This window comes from Citrobacter sp. (assembly GCF_050252275.1).
GTDB classification, from domain to species: domain Bacteria; phylum Pseudomonadota; class Gammaproteobacteria; order Enterobacterales; family Enterobacteriaceae; genus Citrobacter_A; species Citrobacter_A amalonaticus.
Genome location: NZ_JBFWLF010000055.1, coordinates 1 through 18011, shown reverse-complemented (window position 1 = coordinate 18011; position 18011 = coordinate 1). Strand labels below are relative to the sequence as shown.

Sequence of the window (18011 nt, the reverse complement as noted above, 5' to 3'; positions counted from 1 at the left end):
CGATGGGTGACTGGGGCATGCTGAGCTTTACCGGCAGCACCTCGGATTACTATAACAACGCCTCACGCATCACCCAGTTGCAGCTCGGTTACAGTAATAGCTGGCGTGACATCAGCTTCAATATCAGCGCCGCACGCCAGCGGAGTACCTACTCCAGCCGCTACTTCAACAGCGTCAACGATCGCGATTTTGATAACGAAAACCAGCGAAAATACACGGAAAACACCGTATCGCTGGGGATTTCGATTCCATTCGACTTTGGTTCCAGCCGCTCGCAAATCAACCTCGACATGAACCGCAGTCGCGACAGCCGGACGGCCACGGTTGGGATGAGCGGGACGACGGGTGAAAAGAGTTCTACCTCGTGGGCGCTCTACAGCGGCATTGAGCACAACAACGACAGTGGCGACAGCTCGACCTGGGGCGGAAATATTGAACATCGCACCTCCGTCGGCGCCTTCCGCGCTTATGCCTCCCGGGGCGACAGTTATCAGCAGTATGGACTGGGGATGTCCGGTACACTGGTAGCCCATCGCGGTGGGATTACCGCCGGTCCGTATACCAGCGACACCTTCGCACTGGTGGAGGCTCCCGGTGCACGCGGAGCCGAGATTCGTAATGGGCAGGGCGCGACGGTGGACCGTTTCGGCTACGCGATCCTCCCGTCATTAACGCCCTACCGCTATAACACCATTAGTCTCGACAGCCAGAATATGGCCGATGACGTCGAACTTCAGGGCGGCAGCAAGCGGCTGGTCCCCTATGCGGGCGCAATTTCTCGCGTAACGTTCAAGACCACTCACGGGAAAGCAACGTTGATTAACACCACTCTGCCTGATGGCAGCCAGCCACCGATGGGCGCGGACGTCACGGACAGCAATGGCGAAGCCGTGGGCATCATGGGCCAGGGCGGGCAAATCTACGCCCGACTCGCCGCTCAGTCCGGCGTGCTGTTCGTTAAGTGGGGTAAAACCGCCGCCCAGCAGTGCCAGGTCTGGTATCAATTGCCAACGACGCGCGACGCGCCGCTGTACCAACTTACGCTACCTTGCCGCCAGGAGTGATGGCTTATGAAATTATCTTCTTTTTTCCCGCTGCTGTTAGTTGGCGTCGTACTGGCACAGCCGGCATGGTCTGCCTGTAAAAGGGTAACCTCTGCCAACGATCTGTCTCAGACAGCGAAAGATGCCGGTTACATCGGCGCCAGCTGGGGAGGCGTTGGCGATAGCGAAGTCAAAGGCAAACTGGGGTTGCCTGGCGTTATCACCTTAAGCAGCGGCGCCGGATTTCAAACGGAAGGCACACTGCTCGCCAGTTCGACGGCCAGCTTTGTGCCTAATGGCCGCACCCAGGGCGTCAACGCCAATCAGATCTATTTTCGCTGCGACGTCGCCGAAATCGGCAAGGTGTATGAGTATTACGCCACCAACGGCGATGATGCCTGGGGCGGCAGAGAAGCGGTTGCCGGGATTGAAGGCGCTTACTACACCTACGTCAAAAACGTGGCGCTCAGACTGACGAACCTGAAAACCGGGCAATACTATTCGCGCTACTGGCAAACACGCCTCATCCCTGAAAGCGAGATGTTCAATGACGGGACCTACATTTACATCCCGGGCAGCGCCTTCAGCGATGTTTTCGTTGAGCTGTTTCGGGTTGATGACGCATCAAAAGGGGTGAACGGTTCAAACCGCTATGGTTATACCTACGCCGGGCCGGCTGGCTATATCGCCTTCCACGGCGGCGGCATGAGCTCCGGGCTGTTTGACGGTGCTGACAGCAGAACCAACTACGACGGCTGGGGCGCCATGCAGTGGCCTGGCGGCTGGACGCTCACCAGCCAGAGTTACTTTGTGCGCGGCGCCGCCTGTCGAATCGATGACTATCCCGCTATTGTTCGTCTGCCGCCGATCAGCGTCGGTGAGCTGAGCGGCGGCGGCACAGCGCAGACCCCGTTTAATATTACCGTCGAATGCGAAACCGGCGCGATTTCCGGCACCGCGGTCTCGACAACCAGCAAAGCGAACGTGGCGATGGGTTTTCTGGTGAATAATCAGACGGCGGCGAATGCGGCAAATCAGTTAGGGCTTAAGACCGGATCGGGAGCCTGGACCTGGCTGCTCGATAACCACTATGGCGTCAGCGGCGTGGCGTCCGGCGTGGGCATTCGCATCTACAGCGAAAAATTGGGCGGTAGCGCTATCAACCTGCTGCCAAATCTGACGTCAACCGCCACGGGCAACGCAGGAGGATGGTACGGCTATGCCGATTTAACCAGTAAAACTTCAACAAGCGGTTCGACCGAATTGTATAACGGGGAATTCACCGCCTCGCTGGAAGCCATTCCAGGCGAAGCCATAACAGCAGGATCGGTTTATGCACAACTTCAGGTGGTGGTTAGTTTTCAGTAGCGCGTTGCTGTTGAACGTTCTGCCGTTCTCCGCTCATGCGGTGGTGAATAGCGAAGTGACCCGGGTAATTTTTAATGCTGGTGACAAAAGCGCTTCGCTGGCGCTGATCAATTCCCCGCAGCAGCCAGCCCTGGTTCAGGTCTGGACCGATACGGGTAATCCCTCGAGCCAGCCCAATGAGGAGACGACGCCCGTCATCGTACTACCGCCGGTATTTAAAATGCAGCCCGGCGAACTGCGCAGCATTACGCTGCAACTGACCGACACCTCGGTACTGCCGCGCGATCGCGAAGCGCTTTACTGGCTGAACGTGTATCAGATCCCGCCCATGACGCAGACCGACGCCCAGGTGGCGCAGAAAGTGGTTCTGCCGTTACGCATCCGTATGAAGGTGTTCATTCGCCCGAAAGGCGTCGGTGCGCTTAAGGAAAGCGATGCGGAGAAGCTGCACGTGATATACGCCGGGGCGCAAAATCAGTTGCAGTTAACCAACCCCACCCCGTGGCATATCACGCTGGCCGGAATAAGCTGTGAGTCCGGCAGTGCAAGCGGCATCATGATTGCGCCGCTGACGACGGTATCGGTCCCGCTACAGGGACAAGGAGCACCATGTTCATCGGTCCGCTATGACGTCATTAACGACCAGGGTACCCTGTGGCATTACAATAAAGCCGTCTCGCGTCTCCCGTAGCGGACGGCTTACGCGCCTTGCCCGGCATATTTCAGGCCCGAATATCGTCATACTCGCGAGTTTTATCAAACTCGTGTTTGGCAAACGGGCAAAGAGGAATAACTTTGCGTTTTTCGCGGCGCATTTTCTCCACGACTTTCGCCACCAGCTGTTTTCCGACCCCCTGACCTTTCAGGCTGGCATCGACATCGGTATGCTCAATAATGCTTAAATGCTCACCGGTTGGAACAAAAACAATTTCAGCGACCTGATTCCCCTGATCATTATTGACATAGAATTTATTGTGACCTTCCAGTATTTCCATTTTCCCCTCGCTTATTTACGACGATATTGTAGCGCCCCGCTTGGGCAGGTATCGATAACGTTGATCACCGTTGAGACATCCACTTCATCAGGCATAATCCACGGCTTACGTTTCAGATTGAAAAGTCTGGCGCTACCGCGTACACAATTCCCAGAGTGCTGACAAATTGCTGTATTGAAGTAGACATCGATTTTCTCACCGGTATAGACACGATAACCCGCATCCTCAAGTTGCTTATCCATGACATTGCCTCATTTTTTGTTTATCCCTTAAGCATAGCGCGTGAATATCACCCGCCACCACTTTAATGTTAGATGAGTAAATACTCATCTGTTCCTTATGTTTAAGCATAAAAAACCAATTATAGTGGCATTTAAGATTTTATATTATGCATTTAATGATATTTAAGGTTATTCGCTCTAATTGACTATTTAACATCAGGTCGGCATAATAAATCTTTCAAATGACTCATTAAAAAAATCTGTTTTTATTCAAGAATACTCATTAAAAATAGTGAGTTACAGAAAAGTATACCTGTCTGATACCGAATCTTAAATCACGACGTTGAAACAGATTTCAACGCCACTTTGTTGATAATCAGGCCATAATTTCTCCGGAATGCGGCATTGGGATGTTTAAATGATTACAGTAGCTGATTATTCATTGCGGCAGAATCCACCGACCTTGTTAATAAATTGCTTTGTTTTATATGCACTTATGTGAAACTTCAGAACAAAAACATTAGTTTCATAAATTAAACGACTTACTGAACTCATTTATACTATACGTAATAGTATGTTCAGAATTTTCTACAATTAAGTCTCTACTGTTTATAACTTTCGAACACCGTGAACCCATATGTACTGGATTATTAACGATAATATTGAATTCAGACCAGACAGTAAAAAGTTAATTTCTGTCACTAACCCTGAAATTAACGTGGTTTTGACAACGCCTGCCAGTCGTTGTCTGCTTTTGCTGCTTGACGCTTCACCGGACGTCGTCACTCAGCAGGAATTTTTTAAAAAGGTATGGGAAGATGAAGGCATGCTGGTGCCTGCCAACACCCTTTATCAGAATATTTCTATTGTCCGTCGAGGCTTACGCGCCGTTGGCGAGACTGACCGGATCCTCGTCGCCACAGTCCCGCGCAAAGGTTTCCAAATCGACAAAAGCGTTAAAATTACTCGCGTTGCTGCGGTTCAGGAGGCTGAAGTGGCCCCTGATTCTCTGCAGGGTGAAGATGAACTGGATGTGGAGTACCGCACTGAGGCGGATCCCGCGCTTACGCCAGAAGAAATCGCCCCTCCTGCCCGTGCGATGACGGTAAGTAAGAGCAGCAGATTGCCGCTCTTCGTTGGCATTCTCGCCATGGTAGCGGCATTTTTTATTGGCGCTATCGGCATGAACTATTTCTGGCACTTTAGCGATACGAAGCCATTCTTCGCTGATTACACCTTCGTCGAGCAAGACAAAGGCTGTCGTTTCTATACCAAAGATGACAGCCACGATAACAAAAACAGCTTTGCACACTTTAAGGCGCTGATTCTGGGTTCTGGACTCGATTGCGAAAAGTACCCCTGGGTGTACTTCCCGCTATCACAAACATCGCCAGGCTTAGCGGTTCTTGTCTGCCGCCAAAACTACCTGAAATCAGCCATTCCAGGTTGTATTACACTCTCTTTTCGTGGAGTAGGAAGTGAGTAAAAGAACAGTCATAACGATGAGTGCCATATTTTTACTCGCGGGTGTGCTCATCAGCGCGTTATACAATTTTTTAATGTCAAAACATTACGATAAACAGGAATGTTCGATGTCGCTGGTGGTGTTTCATAAAAACGCCCGCGCAAATATCACGCTGAACTACATGTATTCGCTGAAAAACCAGAACGGCATCGTAGCCGTCAGCGGAACCTATATTGAAGATAACAAACTGAAAGGGCGCATCAGACGAGATGTGGCCTATAACTGGACAGACAATCAGGATTCGTATCACTTACACTCAAGCAGAATCAACAAGTTCGAAATTATCGAAACGTTGCCGGATGATCTGCTAGCCGATATTCTGCCTGATTTTTACGTTTACCCCGATAAAGATGTGAGTTACTCCATTCTCAATCAGGGTGTTCACGGGTTCCTGTTCACCATCGGGAAACGCCCTCTGCTCTATTGCGCCCGATAAACGGGAGAAAACCGTCAGCTCTGTGCTCAACAGGGCTGACGCGTTTTAAAGAAACATACTCTCTTCGAGTAAATTCTCTTTGATCAGCAGTAGATCGTGAACCCGGTGCCCACCTAATTTCTTACACGCAAGGTTGCGATAGGTGTATACCCGTTTCGGCGGTAGCGCCAATGATTCGGCAATCAGGTTAATATCTTTACCCAACAGCGATTCACAAATAATCCTTTTTTCAACACGATTGAGAACATGATTCCTGATAGCCTGGCGTTTTTCCATACCGACCAGACGCGTAATGATCATCATCAGCGATAGCAGAGACTGCTGTGCGCTGACAATCACATCGGCATCCAGGACCAATGCACTCCGCTCTGAGTCCAGTATAACCAGCAACTTACATTTTTTGTTGAGTCTGGAGATTTCTTTAGCACAACATTTGTTGAACAAATTAAGATGCAAAATCACGGTATCGTCGAATGTGAGTCTTTCAACAGGTAAATGAGGCATGGTTTCTTTCACGATTTCCAGGTTGGCCTCTTTTGCCAATAAGACAATACCCTCCTGCAAATAGTTATCATTACTTATAATATATATCGCCATCGCTTTATTTCCGTATTAATAATTTAACTCACAGGTCGTTTCCGTTCTTCTATATCCAGCTTTAGCGAGACATGTAAAAAATTATATTGATAAGCTTACGAATAATACAATTAAATAGTCTTAACTGGTGTGACATTTATAACTTATTGATAATGTGCATTTTAATTAAATTTCTTAAACACTCTTAAGTAGACAATTATTCGTTTGTCTCTGTATTCTGTCTCTTTCTCTATGTTATGTTGTGCCATTAGCGAACGGGCGGATGGGATGGAAAAAAATGACCAGGCGTATCGATTACCTGATTGAAAAATATCATTTCACTGAAATCAACGAGTCGCCGCGCATTGCCAGCCAATGGAAAGAGGTTCTGGCGGAGTGCCAACAAGAGAATGCCGGTGTTGAAGAACGACTGCGTATTGCGCTGCTTAATGTCGATTACGTAACCAGCTTTGAACTGCCCTTCCGTTTGCTCCTCACCCGTACTCCGCAACTGATCGACAAGCTGCGGAAAGAATTTGCCCTCACCCAGAAAAATGTGCTGATTAATGATAAACGCCGTGGCCAGGTTTACAGCATCAATGCCGATCTCAGTCGCGTCCCCGATGCCTTTCGCTATCGTCTGTCGTCGCGTATCCGCCGTATGGATGAGGAAACCATTACCACGGCGCCCTATCAGCAGGTTGCCAGTCAGACAAAGCATCCCGAGGAACGGCTTCGCCTGGCACTGGAGAGTGGTTTGCAGGTTAACGCCCTGGATGGACTGTTCTGGCTGGGGATCCAGCGTATTGCCGCCGATATTCAGCGACTCCGCGCGTCAGGCATGCCGATTCTGGCGTCAGATGTCGAGGTGTTCGATTCACTGACCGGCACGCGCCGAACCGTGACGGCATACCATCTTTAACCGGTTGTCAGTTCCTGAAAGCGGGATAAAAAAAGCGCGCGCGCCTCTCGTGGCATCAGTGGCGTGACGGTCAACCGCGTCGTGGGCGAGATCCCTGCCAGCATCGGCCAGTCATTACCGGGATCCAGATTGAGATCGCGCCGCTCGGTTGCCAGCATCATCAGGTCCACCTGTTTAATCACCTTGCTCGGGGTGAGAGGAAGATCGAAACGCTGACGAATGGCGTTATCCAGCCGTGCTTCAATCTCTTTGTACGCGGGAAGCAAGCGCTTTAACGGTGAGGGAAGATCCAGACAATAGGCCTCAGCGGCATCGTGCAGCAGCGCTTCAAGCGCGAACTCAGGTGGCGTTAACTGGCTGCACAGAACCCCGTGTTGGGCGACACTGTAAAATTCAGGCACATGTCCGGCAAAGCGACAGAGGTGCGAAAGGGCGACCGCAATATCTTCAATCACAATATGCTCCGGTCGAATATCACCGTAATCAATGTGTTGTCCGGTAATGGTGGCGATAAATTTCATCCGTTCTCCTGCTTCCTTGCCGTTCTTGCCCACGTCGGGCGCCTGGGTAGCCATAAAGAAACTACGTTTTTATATTCACTACGTAAATATTTTTCACCCCTTACCGCACGCTTTTCAGAGCGATCGCTTTTATGGCTTCTTAGTTATATTCCAGCACAAAGGTGGCAGTGCCATTTGCCCGTCCCGCGGTGACCGTCGATCCTGTCTGCACCATCTGTGCCATAAAATTGACCGACACTGCCGTTGCGGCGCTGGAAGCGGGAACTTTCTGCACCACTGGCAGATTTACGGGCTCATTCAGCGTCACCGATGTTCCCTTTACCGGCCCGTTACCGCCATTATCACCATAGCGGATCCGGATCCCGACGCCGTCCGCACCACCGGGAAAGTGCGTAATATCCAGCGTATCCGTCGCCCCGGTCGTCGCCGGGGTCGCGAAGAAGCCAATACGGATATCCGTGGGCGTAGCGCAATACACGGGGATGCTAAACGGCACCGCCGAACCGCCAGAGGTACCCGGACCTTTGAAATCGCTCCGGTTCGCTTTGCCCAGATCGACAAAAATACTGGCGCGGGTGACGCTACAGCTACCGCGACTGCCGATGTCCACGTTCATCGCCGCAAGATCGAGAATCACCGGCCTGCTGACCTGATCGCCATTTCCCCCCGCATTCGGGTACGTCATCGACAGGTTCCCGACATTTGCCAGCGTGTTGGCGAAAGCATGGTTATTACTTACCAGTTGAATATCAGCGGTTTTATAGAAGGTCACCCACGCTTTCACCTCCACTTCCCGTTGCGTCAGCATCGACGGGCTCTCTGTGCTGTCGCAAACCGTAACCGACCGACTGCCCACTGATTCCAGGAAATGGATCGGCCCCCCGTCGCACTGGAAACTGAGTGAGTAGCCGATCCCGGGTAAGGCCGAATTGAACACCGCATGTCCGTCAATGATCTGCCCACCCTGGGTATTCATCTGCTGATAGACGATTTTTTTCCACGACGATGTCGTCCCTTGCCGATCGCAGGTAAAGCGAATCCCCCCACCGTTCACCGGCATAATACTGCTCATCTGAGTATTGACCCGCAGCGTCGGCAGATATTTGATGTTTTGAAAGTTCAGGGTCATTTGTCCGGTATTACCCTGACAGGTTTCGGCCTGAACGTACTGGCTAAACAGGCTCGCTACCAGCAGCATTAACCCGCAAATAAGACGAAAAACCCCTGACATCGTCAGTTCCTCATGATTCATAAACATTGTCCCGCCACCTCTTTCACCGGGTTCCGGTCCTGTGCATCCGCTATCCGGAAATGCAGTACGCACTGGCGGCTCACGCCCGCGTCGTCCCATTTCACCGCAAGAGTGCCTGCCGTCGGCACCCCGCTCAGGTAGACCTGCCCGCGTTCGGCCACCATCGCGCTGGCGGTACCGCCATCACCGACCAGCCGGGCGCTGGCACCAAAAGGCACCACATCCTGATTGCGGCGAAGCGTGAACAGTACGCGGTTGCCGATATGCGTCTGGTAATGTGCTTCCACCACTGCGCCGCCGCCAGGGATCACCGTCGCCCCCTGCAACTCGACATCCGCATCATCCGGTAACGTTTGGGCATCCAGCGCGATCACGTTTTTGTGATAGGGCGTAAGCGTGGGCACCACGGCATAACCACGCCAGTCGGTATGAACATTGTTTGCGTTCTGAATCGCGACGTTGGCCGCGCCCGGCGCGCGAACAATGGCGAAGCTGTCACCGACGTTCTGTCCGAGCGTGATGCCGTGCGGATGTACCACCAGAGCGCCAGACGCCCCCCAGGTCATCTGGCTGCTGTCGCGATCGCGGCGATACCCCAGTTGCGTCGTCCCATATCCACCGTGATAGTCCAGCGATGCGCTGCTGTTGCTACCCTGCCCCTGATTTGCAATCCCCTGCTGTACCGAATAGTAGAGGTTTTGATTCTGCGGCAGCGCACCGTATATCCCCACCTGTTGCGAGGTGTAGCCGTGATTATCGGAAGAGGTGTTGTAGCTTACGGTGCTGTCTGACCACGCGCCGCCCAGCGGCAGCGTAACGTTCAATGACCATGAGCGATCCGGCGCGCTGTGTCCTGTCGTTTTGGTGTAGAAATATCCGACGCTCCAGGCAACACGCTTCCAGGTACTGTAAAATCCGGCGTGCAGGGTTTGATCGCGATCCGCGTTATGCCAGTAGTCCTGCGAATACGCTGAAAGCGAAAGCGTACCCACCCCTCCCAGCGCCTGATTAACGGAAATCTCTTCGCGACTGCGTTTGCTCCATGTCTGACCGTAGCGGCTTTCCAGCATCGCGGCTTCGCTAAAATCGTAATATCCGCTGGAAGAGTAACGATAGCTGGCCAGACTGAACGAGGTCCCCGTTTGCGCAACGCTTTTCTGGTACTGCGCGCGCAGCGAATGACCGGTATAACGCTTACCCGAAGGCGTCGTGGTCGCCGCCCAGGTCGTATCCAACCCCAGCGCGCCCAGCAGGCCAAAACCACGCCCCAGCCCTGCCGCGACGGCATGATAATCTTCAGCCAGCTGCGAACCGCCATAGAAGGTGAACTCAGCGGGCAGACCATAAAAAAGCGTTCCCTGCATAAACGTCGGCGAACGACTGCGTTGCGAGGTCGAGTGATAGCGCCCGGCGCTCAGGCTGAATCTGGCGCGTCCTTCACGCAGCATAAATGGCACCGCAGCAAACGGCTGTGTCCAGCGCCGCTCAGAACCATCGCTCTCTTTAACAGTGACCTCCAGGTCGCCGCTCTGGGCGGTGGGATAGAGATCCTGAATGGCAAATGCCCCCGGCGACACGTAGGTTTCATAAATCACATAGCCGTGCTGCGCGATGGTTACTTTCGCATTACTGTGCGCCACGCCGCGCACAATCGGAGCAAAGCCGTTCATGCTGTCCGGTTGCATTTCGTCATCAGACATCAGCTGCACACCGCGAAATTGCACGCTGTCAAAGACGTCGCCACGGGTGTAAGTATCCCCCATTCGCAGCTGACTTTTCAGTGAAACAATATCGCGCTGCAGGTAAGTACTTTGTGAGTCCCAGCGTCGGGTTTTATCGTACTGCATCGACGAGATGTTACGCAGGCGCCATGCGCCGAGGTTAACGCCACTGCGCAGGTTCAGATAACTGGAACGCCCGTCATCCGTTGACTGCCGGGTCTGCGAGCCGGAAAAAGTGTAATCGACGAAGGCGGCCGGAATGCCGTCATCCCAACGCGCGGGATCGACATAACCGTGGCTTTGCACGTTCATCGCCGCCTGCGGAATGCTCAGATTCAGACGCTGAGTGGAGAAATCAAACTGGCTGCGGGCATCGGGAATGTAGCGTTCGATATCGGTGAAAGTGCCTCCATCAGGCAACTGACTGAAGGTGGTAAACGCGCTGACGTTAACCCCGTATTCCGCCAGTTGCGAAGGGGTGAGCAGCGGTTTCAGTTGTCCATTCTCCTCGACAAACGTCACATTCTGCTGTGTGACCTCCTGTTCGTTGAGCCAGACACTGACCGGGTACGTTCCGGGCTGCTGTCCGCCCGCTTTGGCAAAATAGCGAAGGTCCGCCAGTTTCTGTTGCGGATCGCGTAATTCCAGCGCGGCAGGATCAAAATAGTCATCCGCCCACGCCTGACGCTGATCGCAAAACAGCAGTAAAACGCCAGGGATGATCGTCAGCAGCAGCGTCGCGCTGTCCGCCGATAACAGGACGGTTCTCTTTTTCACGGGAAGGTTGCCTGACATCACTGTTGCGCGGAGTCGGTCACGCCGCCAAAATCATTGATTGCCCGCCATGTCACCGGGCCGCTGCCGTTGATCGTCCAGCGACGCGTGCTCAGCGGGGCGATCATCCCCGGCTCGGCAAGCGCTTTGCCGCCCACGGTCAGGGAGAACAAGGAGATGTGATACGGCGTCGGGTTGTTCGCCACCAGTTGGTTTCCCTGCACGGTAAAGGTCAACTGCGTCCAGGCGTCTTTTGCCTCGCCTTTCAGCCCCTGCGGGCGATAAAAAAGTTTGAAGCGAGACTTCACGTTAATCTGCAGTTTATTGGCGTCCTCTTTTTGCGTCGGGGCGATACTTTTAATGTTCAGCCAGAACATGGACTCCCGATCGGCAGGCAATGCGCCCCTCGTAAACGTAATACGCAGGACGTTTTGCTGTTCTGGCTCAAGACGAAACAGCGGCGGCGTGACCACGAACGGCACTGGCCGCTTATCCTCTGCGTTCGCGTTTTCCACCCATGATTGCACCAGATACGGCGTCTGCGTATCGGCATTCGTCACCGTCATGGTGGCTTCGCGCTTCCCTTCCTGATAAACAACACGGGTTCCACCCATGACAATGCCTGCCTGCGCGGTAGCGCTCAGCAGAATTAACGATGCCGTCATTGCGGCGATAAACTGTTTCATGAAGTGTGACCATCAGGAAAAGAAGAAAAAAGCGTTGAGCAGACCGGAAGCCTGCTCAGAGTGTCGATCAGTTGTATACCATCAGGAAGTCAGCAGTGCCGTTAGCGCTGCCCGCCGTCACATTCGTGGTCGTGGAAACATAATCGGCCATAAATTTCAGGTCGGCTTTATTTGATACCACATTCGCAGCGGCAGACACTGAGCTCAGCGTAATTGGCGTAGGCGCGCTACCGGCGTTATATAATTTGATACCGACACCTGTTGCGATGGAGCTGGAATTCAATGCCAGCAGTGCGGGATTATTCGCATCTGTCGCCCCCGTAAATAACACGGCCACCGTTTTCACCGACGCCGGACAATTATCTACGCTGATGGTAAAAGGCGTTTTCGTGGTTTCCACCCCTGTACCAGTAAAAAAGGTTTTTGCCCATCGACCTAAATCCACGCTGGGATGTTTTGACCCCGTAGTGACATTACAGGAACTGTCGACAATCTCACCGGAAAATTCCACTGTACCACCGGTCCCCTGCACCCCAGAAACCGCTGACAGCGCGACACCAGACGCCATTGCGCTGACCAGAAACGCGGCTATACGAATTTGACTCTTCATTATTTCGCTCATTTAAACGTATTATTAATGTTTACTTTCGCCAATACAAAAATTGTTCTGGCGTTTCTCCCTTCGCATGCTCCTGCTGATAATATTCACAATCCCGTCGTGATAATACGAGGCTTTACTTGCTGTGGTAATGCGGCAAAGACAAAACATGACCTTTTAATAAAGACTTGCATCGCTGCCATGTTAGCCGTGATTAAAATAATATTTTTCTATGTTACCAATTGCAATACCACTGAATTTTCTGCAACACCGTAAGATAAAAGTCTACATTAATATTCGCGGCCATTTTTTTATTAACTGTATCAACATCCCCTGGGGCAACGGTTAAAATAAACATAATGGCAACATATAGAGAGAAAAGAGATCATTTTCTGGGCTTTTTTTTGCCCGACGGGCATCTGGCCTAAGTGAAATTAAGAATATTCCTGGGGGGAAGGTGCCCTTTTAACCATCGATATGAATCCAGCGTAAAAATGCCCCCGGAAGGCCATAGCCTGGGCGGGGGCATGTCAGTGACAGGTGTCATCCTCTGCTCTTCAGGAGCACAATGAGTCGTCTTATTTCTGGATCACGGTCCACTTGGAGGTCGGCGGCGTATATGTCGAAAAATACTCAACAATTTCCGGCAACGAATCGGAGAAAAACAGCATATCCACGTAGCTCTGCTTCATAAAACCTTCATCGGCCATTTTCTGTACCATGACCTGCAACGGTTGATAAAAATTGTTCATGTTATAAAACGCACAGGGCTTGTGGTGGATGCCTAATTGTCCCCATGTCCATTGCTCAAAAATCTCTTCCAGCGTGCCTGCCCCGCCGGGTAAGGCGATGAAAGCAGAAGACAATGCCGCCATGCGATCTTTACGCTGGTGCATGTTCTCAACGACCTGCAAATCAGTCAGCCCGGTATGCGCAATTTCACGTTCAACCAAAGACACGGGCATCACCCCCGTCACGTGCCCGCCGTGTTGCAGGGCGGAATCCGCCACGGCCCCCATCAATCCGACCCGGCCACCGCCATAAACAATGCCCAGCCCGGCCTGAGCCAGATAGGTTCCGGCTTCGCGCGCGGCCTGCATATAAACCGAAGAATGGCCTTCAGATGAACCGCAAAAAATGCCGATAGACTTCATATAATTTCCTTTGGGAATTACTTAATCCGTAAATCTTCATTCACTCAATGTCGAAACAGCATAATGCAAAGGGGCTCAATACACTATGTGAGATCGGCCAGATGAAAGTACTGACCAGGCGATTTCCAGTAATTACCAGAACGATACGCATAAACGCCTTAGATGAATAAGAGTAGTTTCAGGCGTTATTATTCCCTCGCTCGCATTTTATTTGTCGCAAAACATTTCATCACATAAAGACAGGCTAATTTCAGCCACACGCCCTCATCCGCCAAATATACCCGTACTAATGCAATTTCTGCGGGTTAACGGGAATCAATCTGCTCACGGCTAAATACCAGATCCCGCCTCTAAAGCGGTTATATGACTTATTATTGCTATTCTCACCGTGTTTTTTGCAGTATTGTTTACTCATTGTTGTAGTTCTACAGTGAATGCTAGCGAGGTTGCCATGTCGTTTTTCGTCCTTAGCAAAGCCTTTTGCTCATCATTCGGGGTATTCCGGAATGGGCTCGATCGTAGAACAGCAATAACGTTTATTGATTCAGTAAGATAAGCAAAAACACAAGACCAGAGGAGGCACCCAGTCGATAATGTCACGACGTTATGACGAAACAACATACAGCCATTTTCATTATCCGCTCACGTCCTTCTGTAGCGAAGCAACGTTGCATACGATTAGCGCCTACCGTGCAGTACAAATAAATCATGAGTTAAAACCGGATAAGACCATTGGATTAATGGAAATCAGCAGAACGCTTGCGCACCTGCAATCAAAAGGGAACCTAATGAAAAATAACGCCGATAATAAGAAGAGGAATTTCCTGACTCAAAATGAAATAGAGTCACTTCTCAAAGCAGCAAACACGGGACCACACGCTGCCCGCAATTACTGTCTGACCTTATTGTGTTTTATTCATGGATTTCGTGCCAGTGAAATCTGTCGCCTGCAAATATCAGATATTGATATTAAATCTCGATGTATTTACATTCACCGCCTGAAAAAAGGTTTTTCGACAACACATCCATTATTAAGAGAAGAAATTCAGGCGTTAAAAAACTGGCTGACTATACGAACTGACTATCCTCATGCCAACAGTGAGTGGCTATTTTTATCAAGAAAAGGAAACCCTCTTTCTCGCCAACAGTTTTATCAAATCATTTCAGCCTCGGGCGATCACGCTGGGCTCCCGCTTGAAATTCATCCGCATATGCTTCGTCACTCATGCGGTTTTGCATTAGCCAATATGGGGATCGACACCCGTCTCATCCAGGATTACCTGGGACACCGTAACATTCGCCATACCGTCTGGTACACCGCCAGTAACGCTGGTCGATTTTACGGTATCTGGGATGACGCTAAACTCAAACAGCATAATGCTATTTCACTGTGACAGATACAACACCATGGATGGTGTTAAAACCACGATAAACAAAGCATTAATAATATTTAACCATATATTTATTATGCTTATTGTTCACTTCCATCCTTATTTGCAGCAGAATTAAACAGTTTTATTATATCCATGTAATGAATCAGGATACTTTTTTCAACATGACCTTTTCGTCAAACAAACCTTCGCCACCTTCTCACCTCTGTAACTATTTTTCGTTTAAATTTATACACCTGACTTTGTCTACAACAGCCGCTATTGTCGCACCTGATAAAATCAATAAAAATAAGACTTATCACGTGGTAATAATAGCTACGTATGTAAAAGTGATGTAATCACCAACGGTGATTAATCCCTCAAATATAATATGCCTTTAACATCGTGGATTATTTTTTAATCGCATGATGTTTTCTACAGGTGTTCATTAACAGAAACATATTTCAGGAGTAATGCATTGTGAATCGACGTCGTTATCTTACTGGCAAAGAAGTACAAGCCATGATGCAGGCTGCCCGACATGGCGCAACCGGAGAGCGAGATTATTGTCTTATTTTGCTGGCGTTCCGTCACGGCATGCGCATCAGTGAACTCCTCGATTTGCATTATCGCGACCTCGATCTCAACGAGGGACGAATCAATGTCCGTCGACTGAAAAACGGGTTTTCCACCATTCATCCACTGCGTTTTGATGAGCGTGAGGCCGTTGAACGCTGGAGTCAGGAACGCGCAGGCTGGAGAGGCGCAGGCCGCACTGACGCCGTGTTTATCTCCCGCCGGGGGACACCACTTTCTCGCCAGCAGGCATATCGCATTATTCGGGCTGCGGGGGTTGATGCTGGAACCGTTACCCATACTCACCCCCATATGCTCCGTCACGCCTGCGGTTATGAACTTGCCGAACGGGGGGCCGATACGCGACTGATTCAGGATTATCTTGGCCATCGAAATATTCGCCATACCGTCCGTTATACCGCCAGCAACGCCGCACGTTTCGCCGGATTATGGGAGAGAAGCAGCCTGTTAGAGGTCATTTCGCAGGAGAAAAAGAAATAAGCTAACGGATTGATATAAAAAGGAAAGGCTTTACCTGAACAGGTCAATTGGGGCCAAACTGTTTATATCATAAAAAGAATTAGTAAAGCTTTGCAACTAACAAGTTAGGAATTATCGATAAACACTCTTTATCTCATTGATTAGAATAGTATTACCTCCAACATTTTTTCACATTTACCACCGCCGTTTACGCGCTTTCAACATTTCTCCACCTGACTCCTGCACCATTTCAGTCATCTACATAAAACTATTTTGTAGTTTTTTATATCAAAAAAATACAATCTAAAGAAATAAAAAACCAATAAGCAAGAAATAATATGCCATTTAAAGCCGTTTATACCAACGAGTCAAAATGGCCCCAATTGACTCATTCATTGGGTAAAAACTGTGCAGAACCGGCAGTCGCCCCATTCGGCTGAAATATGGAATGCCTGGAAGGCACAACGACTGGCCATTTCGGTTCGTGATATCGACATTGTTTAAAGGAAAACAGCATGAAAATTAAAACACTGGCTATCGTTGCTATGTCAGCCCTGTCCCTGACCTCCGCGGCGGCTCTGGCCGATACCACCACGGTAAACGGCGGTACAGTGCATTTTAAAGGAGAAGTCGTTAACGCAGCCTGCGCCGTCGACGCCGGTTCAGTCGAACAAACCGTTCAGCTTGGTCAGGTTCGTTCGGCAAAACTGGCTACTGCGGGCAGCACCAGTTCTGCGGTCGGTTTCAACATTCAGCTTGATGATTGTGATACCAGCGTGTCAACCAAAGCCTCTGTCGCGTTTTCTGGCACGGCCGTTGATACCACCAACAACACCGTACTGGCACTGCAGGGCTCTGCTGCCGGTAGCGCCACTAACGTTGGCGTCCAGATCCTCGACAACAAAGGCACCCCACTGGCGCTGGACGGCGCAACCTTTAGCGCAGCAACAACCCTGAACGATGGCACGAATATCATCCCGTTCCAGGCACGTTACTACGCCACGGGCGCCGCAACTGCCGGTACCGCTAACGCAGACGCCACCTTCAAAGTTCAATACGAGTAATTCATCACGCAAGGATGCACCAGGGGCCAGGAAGGCCTGTTATCCGCAATGGGACTGAGGTGATAACGATGCAAAGGATGAAATCAGGTCTGCTGATGCTTTTACTTCCCGCCTGCGCGCTGGCCGGCAACAAGTGGAACGTGACGTTACCTGGCGGAAACATGCGTTTCCAGGGGGTCATTATTGCCGAATCTTGCCGCGTTGAAGCTGGCGATCGCCAGATGACCGTGCAAATGGGGCAGATCAGCAGCAATCGATTTCATGCGCCAGGGGAGGATATCAATCCGGTTTCTTTCGATATTCACCTTCAGGAGTGCAGTACCGCCGTAAGTCAACGCGTCGGCGTGGCATTTCATGGCGTCGCGGATGGTAAAAACCCTGACGTTCTCTCCGTAGGAGAAGGTCCGGGGATCGCCAGCGGTATCGGGATAGCGTTATTTGATAAAGAGGGTAGCCAACTCCCACTTAACGGCCCACCGACGAGCTGGGCACGGCTTTACTCCGGGCCAACCACACTGCATTTCGTTGCGAAATACCGTTCTACCGGACGTCAGGTCACCGGTGGGGTCGCGAATGCACAAGCCTGGTTCTCTTTGACCTACCAGTAACAACCCCGCAGAGATAGCAAATACAGGAAACGACGGTGAATACAGCAAGGATAAACATGAAAAAAACACGCACCAAGATGCGCAACCTGCTGGGCGGGATGCTGATGATAGCCGTCATGGG

General features: G+C 50.9%; 18 protein-coding genes and 1 pseudogene. 10 read left to right on the top strand and 9 right to left on the bottom strand.

The genetic code is table 11. The features are described 5' to 3' along the window. The 3 genes from AB7E14_RS06970 to AB7E14_RS06960 form a co-directional block, all read left to right on the top strand. Nucleotides 1-1064, top strand: a 1064-nt coding sequence (locus tag AB7E14_RS06970) for a fimbria/pilus outer membrane usher protein (protein WP_428169430.1), incomplete at its 5' end; no start/stop codon positions are given. A 6-nt stretch (nt 1065-1070) separates the two neighbouring features. Further along, nucleotides 1071-2411, top strand: a complete 1341-nt coding sequence (stbD, locus tag AB7E14_RS06965) for a fimbrial usher protein StbD (protein WP_316962042.1) — start codon at nt 1071-1073, stop codon at nt 2409-2411. Next, nucleotides 2377-3102, top strand: a complete 726-nt coding sequence (locus AB7E14_RS06960) for a fimbria/pilus periplasmic chaperone (RefSeq protein WP_044327785.1) — start codon at nt 2377-2379, stop codon at nt 3100-3102. Before stbD ends, AB7E14_RS06960 begins: the two co-directional genes overlap by 35 nt. Before the next feature lie 31 nt (nt 3103-3133). Here the strand turns inward: AB7E14_RS06960 and AB7E14_RS06955 are convergent, their stop codons facing one another. Then, on the bottom strand, nt 3134-3406 hold the full coding sequence (locus tag AB7E14_RS06955; protein ID WP_042999446.1) for a GNAT family N-acetyltransferase: 273 nt from the start codon (nt 3404-3406) through the stop codon (nt 3134-3136). An 11-nt stretch (nt 3407-3417) separates the two neighbouring features. After that, entirely contained in the window at nt 3418-3648 is a 231-nt protein-coding gene (gene yjdI / locus AB7E14_RS06950) for a 4Fe-4S mono-cluster protein YjdI (protein ID WP_042999445.1), read from the bottom strand. A gap of 616 nt (nt 3649-4264) precedes the next feature. Here yjdI and AB7E14_RS06945 point away from each other — a divergent pair. Next, nucleotides 4265-5113 (top strand): winged helix-turn-helix domain-containing protein, encoded by an 849-nt coding sequence (locus AB7E14_RS06945; RefSeq protein WP_044254141.1) that lies wholly within the window; start codon nt 4265-4267, stop codon nt 5111-5113. 106 nt (nt 5114-5219) lie between these two features. Next, nucleotides 5220-5588, top strand: coding sequence for a hypothetical protein (locus AB7E14_RS06940; protein WP_428169429.1), 369 nt, complete (start codon nt 5220-5222; stop codon nt 5586-5588). Nucleotides 5589-5633: 45 nt separating this feature from the next. Here the strand turns inward: AB7E14_RS06940 and AB7E14_RS06935 are convergent, their stop codons facing one another. Further along, nucleotides 5634-6185 (bottom strand): hypothetical protein, encoded by a 552-nt coding sequence (locus AB7E14_RS06935; RefSeq protein ID WP_042999442.1) that lies wholly within the window; start codon nt 6183-6185, stop codon nt 5634-5636. A 277-nt stretch (nt 6186-6462) separates the two neighbouring features. Here AB7E14_RS06935 and AB7E14_RS06930 point away from each other — a divergent pair, with 277 nt between their 5' ends. Next, the gene (locus AB7E14_RS06930; protein WP_042999441.1) at nt 6463-7086 is read left to right on the top strand and encodes a hypothetical protein; all 624 of its coding nucleotides are present in this window, start codon (nt 6463-6465) and stop codon (nt 7084-7086) included. On the opposite strand, the gene AB7E14_RS06925 is transcribed toward AB7E14_RS06930, so the two are convergent. The 6 genes from AB7E14_RS06925 to AB7E14_RS06900 form a co-directional block, all read right to left on the bottom strand. After that, nucleotides 7083-7607 (bottom strand): hypothetical protein, encoded by a 525-nt coding sequence (locus AB7E14_RS06925; protein ID WP_042999440.1) that lies wholly within the window; start codon nt 7605-7607, stop codon nt 7083-7085. The two genes, AB7E14_RS06930 and AB7E14_RS06925, sit on opposite strands and share 4 nt — an antisense overlap. A 139-nt stretch (nt 7608-7746) precedes the next feature. Next, nucleotides 7747-8838, bottom strand: a complete 1092-nt coding sequence (locus AB7E14_RS06920; protein WP_316962161.1) for a fimbrial protein — start codon at nt 8836-8838, stop codon at nt 7747-7749. Nucleotides 8839-8855: 17 nt separating this feature from the next. Beyond that, nucleotides 8856-11315, bottom strand: a complete 2460-nt coding sequence (locus tag AB7E14_RS06915; RefSeq protein ID WP_316962162.1) for a fimbria/pilus outer membrane usher protein — start codon at nt 11313-11315, stop codon at nt 8856-8858. A gap of 59 nt (nt 11316-11374) precedes the next feature. Beyond that, nucleotides 11375-12040 (bottom strand): fimbrial biogenesis chaperone, encoded by a 666-nt coding sequence (locus AB7E14_RS06910; RefSeq protein ID WP_316962044.1) that lies wholly within the window; start codon nt 12038-12040, stop codon nt 11375-11377. Between the two features lie 67 nt (nt 12041-12107). Beyond that, nucleotides 12108-12650, bottom strand: a complete 543-nt coding sequence (locus AB7E14_RS06905; protein WP_428169428.1) for a fimbrial protein — start codon at nt 12648-12650, stop codon at nt 12108-12110. Nucleotides 12651-13216: 566 nt separating this feature from the next. Next, nucleotides 13217-13792 (bottom strand): TIGR00730 family Rossman fold protein, encoded by a 576-nt coding sequence (locus AB7E14_RS06900; RefSeq protein WP_216082148.1) that lies wholly within the window; start codon nt 13790-13792, stop codon nt 13217-13219. A 788-nt stretch (nt 13793-14580) separates the two neighbouring features. Here AB7E14_RS06900 and AB7E14_RS06895 point away from each other — a divergent pair. From AB7E14_RS06895 to AB7E14_RS06880, 4 genes and pseudogenes are all read left to right on the top strand, one after another. Further along, nucleotides 14581-15186 carry a tyrosine-type DNA invertase gene (locus AB7E14_RS06895; RefSeq protein WP_042999435.1) on the top strand — a complete coding sequence of 202 codons (606 nt, stop codon included), beginning with the start codon at nt 14581-14583 and terminating at the stop codon, nt 15184-15186. A 456-nt stretch (nt 15187-15642) separates the two neighbouring features. After that, nucleotides 15643-16252, top strand: a pseudogene (locus tag AB7E14_RS06890) (tyrosine-type DNA invertase). Nucleotides 16253-16733: 481 nt separating this feature from the next. Then, on the top strand, nt 16734-17282 hold the full coding sequence (fimA, locus tag AB7E14_RS06885; protein ID WP_042999433.1) for a type 1 fimbrial major subunit FimA: 549 nt from the start codon (nt 16734-16736) through the stop codon (nt 17280-17282). Between the two features lie 68 nt (nt 17283-17350). After that, complete coding sequence (locus AB7E14_RS06880) at nt 17351-17890, top strand: fimbrial protein (RefSeq protein WP_042999432.1); 540 nt, start codon at nt 17351-17353, stop codon at nt 17888-17890. Nucleotides 17891-18011: the final 121 nt, after the last annotated feature.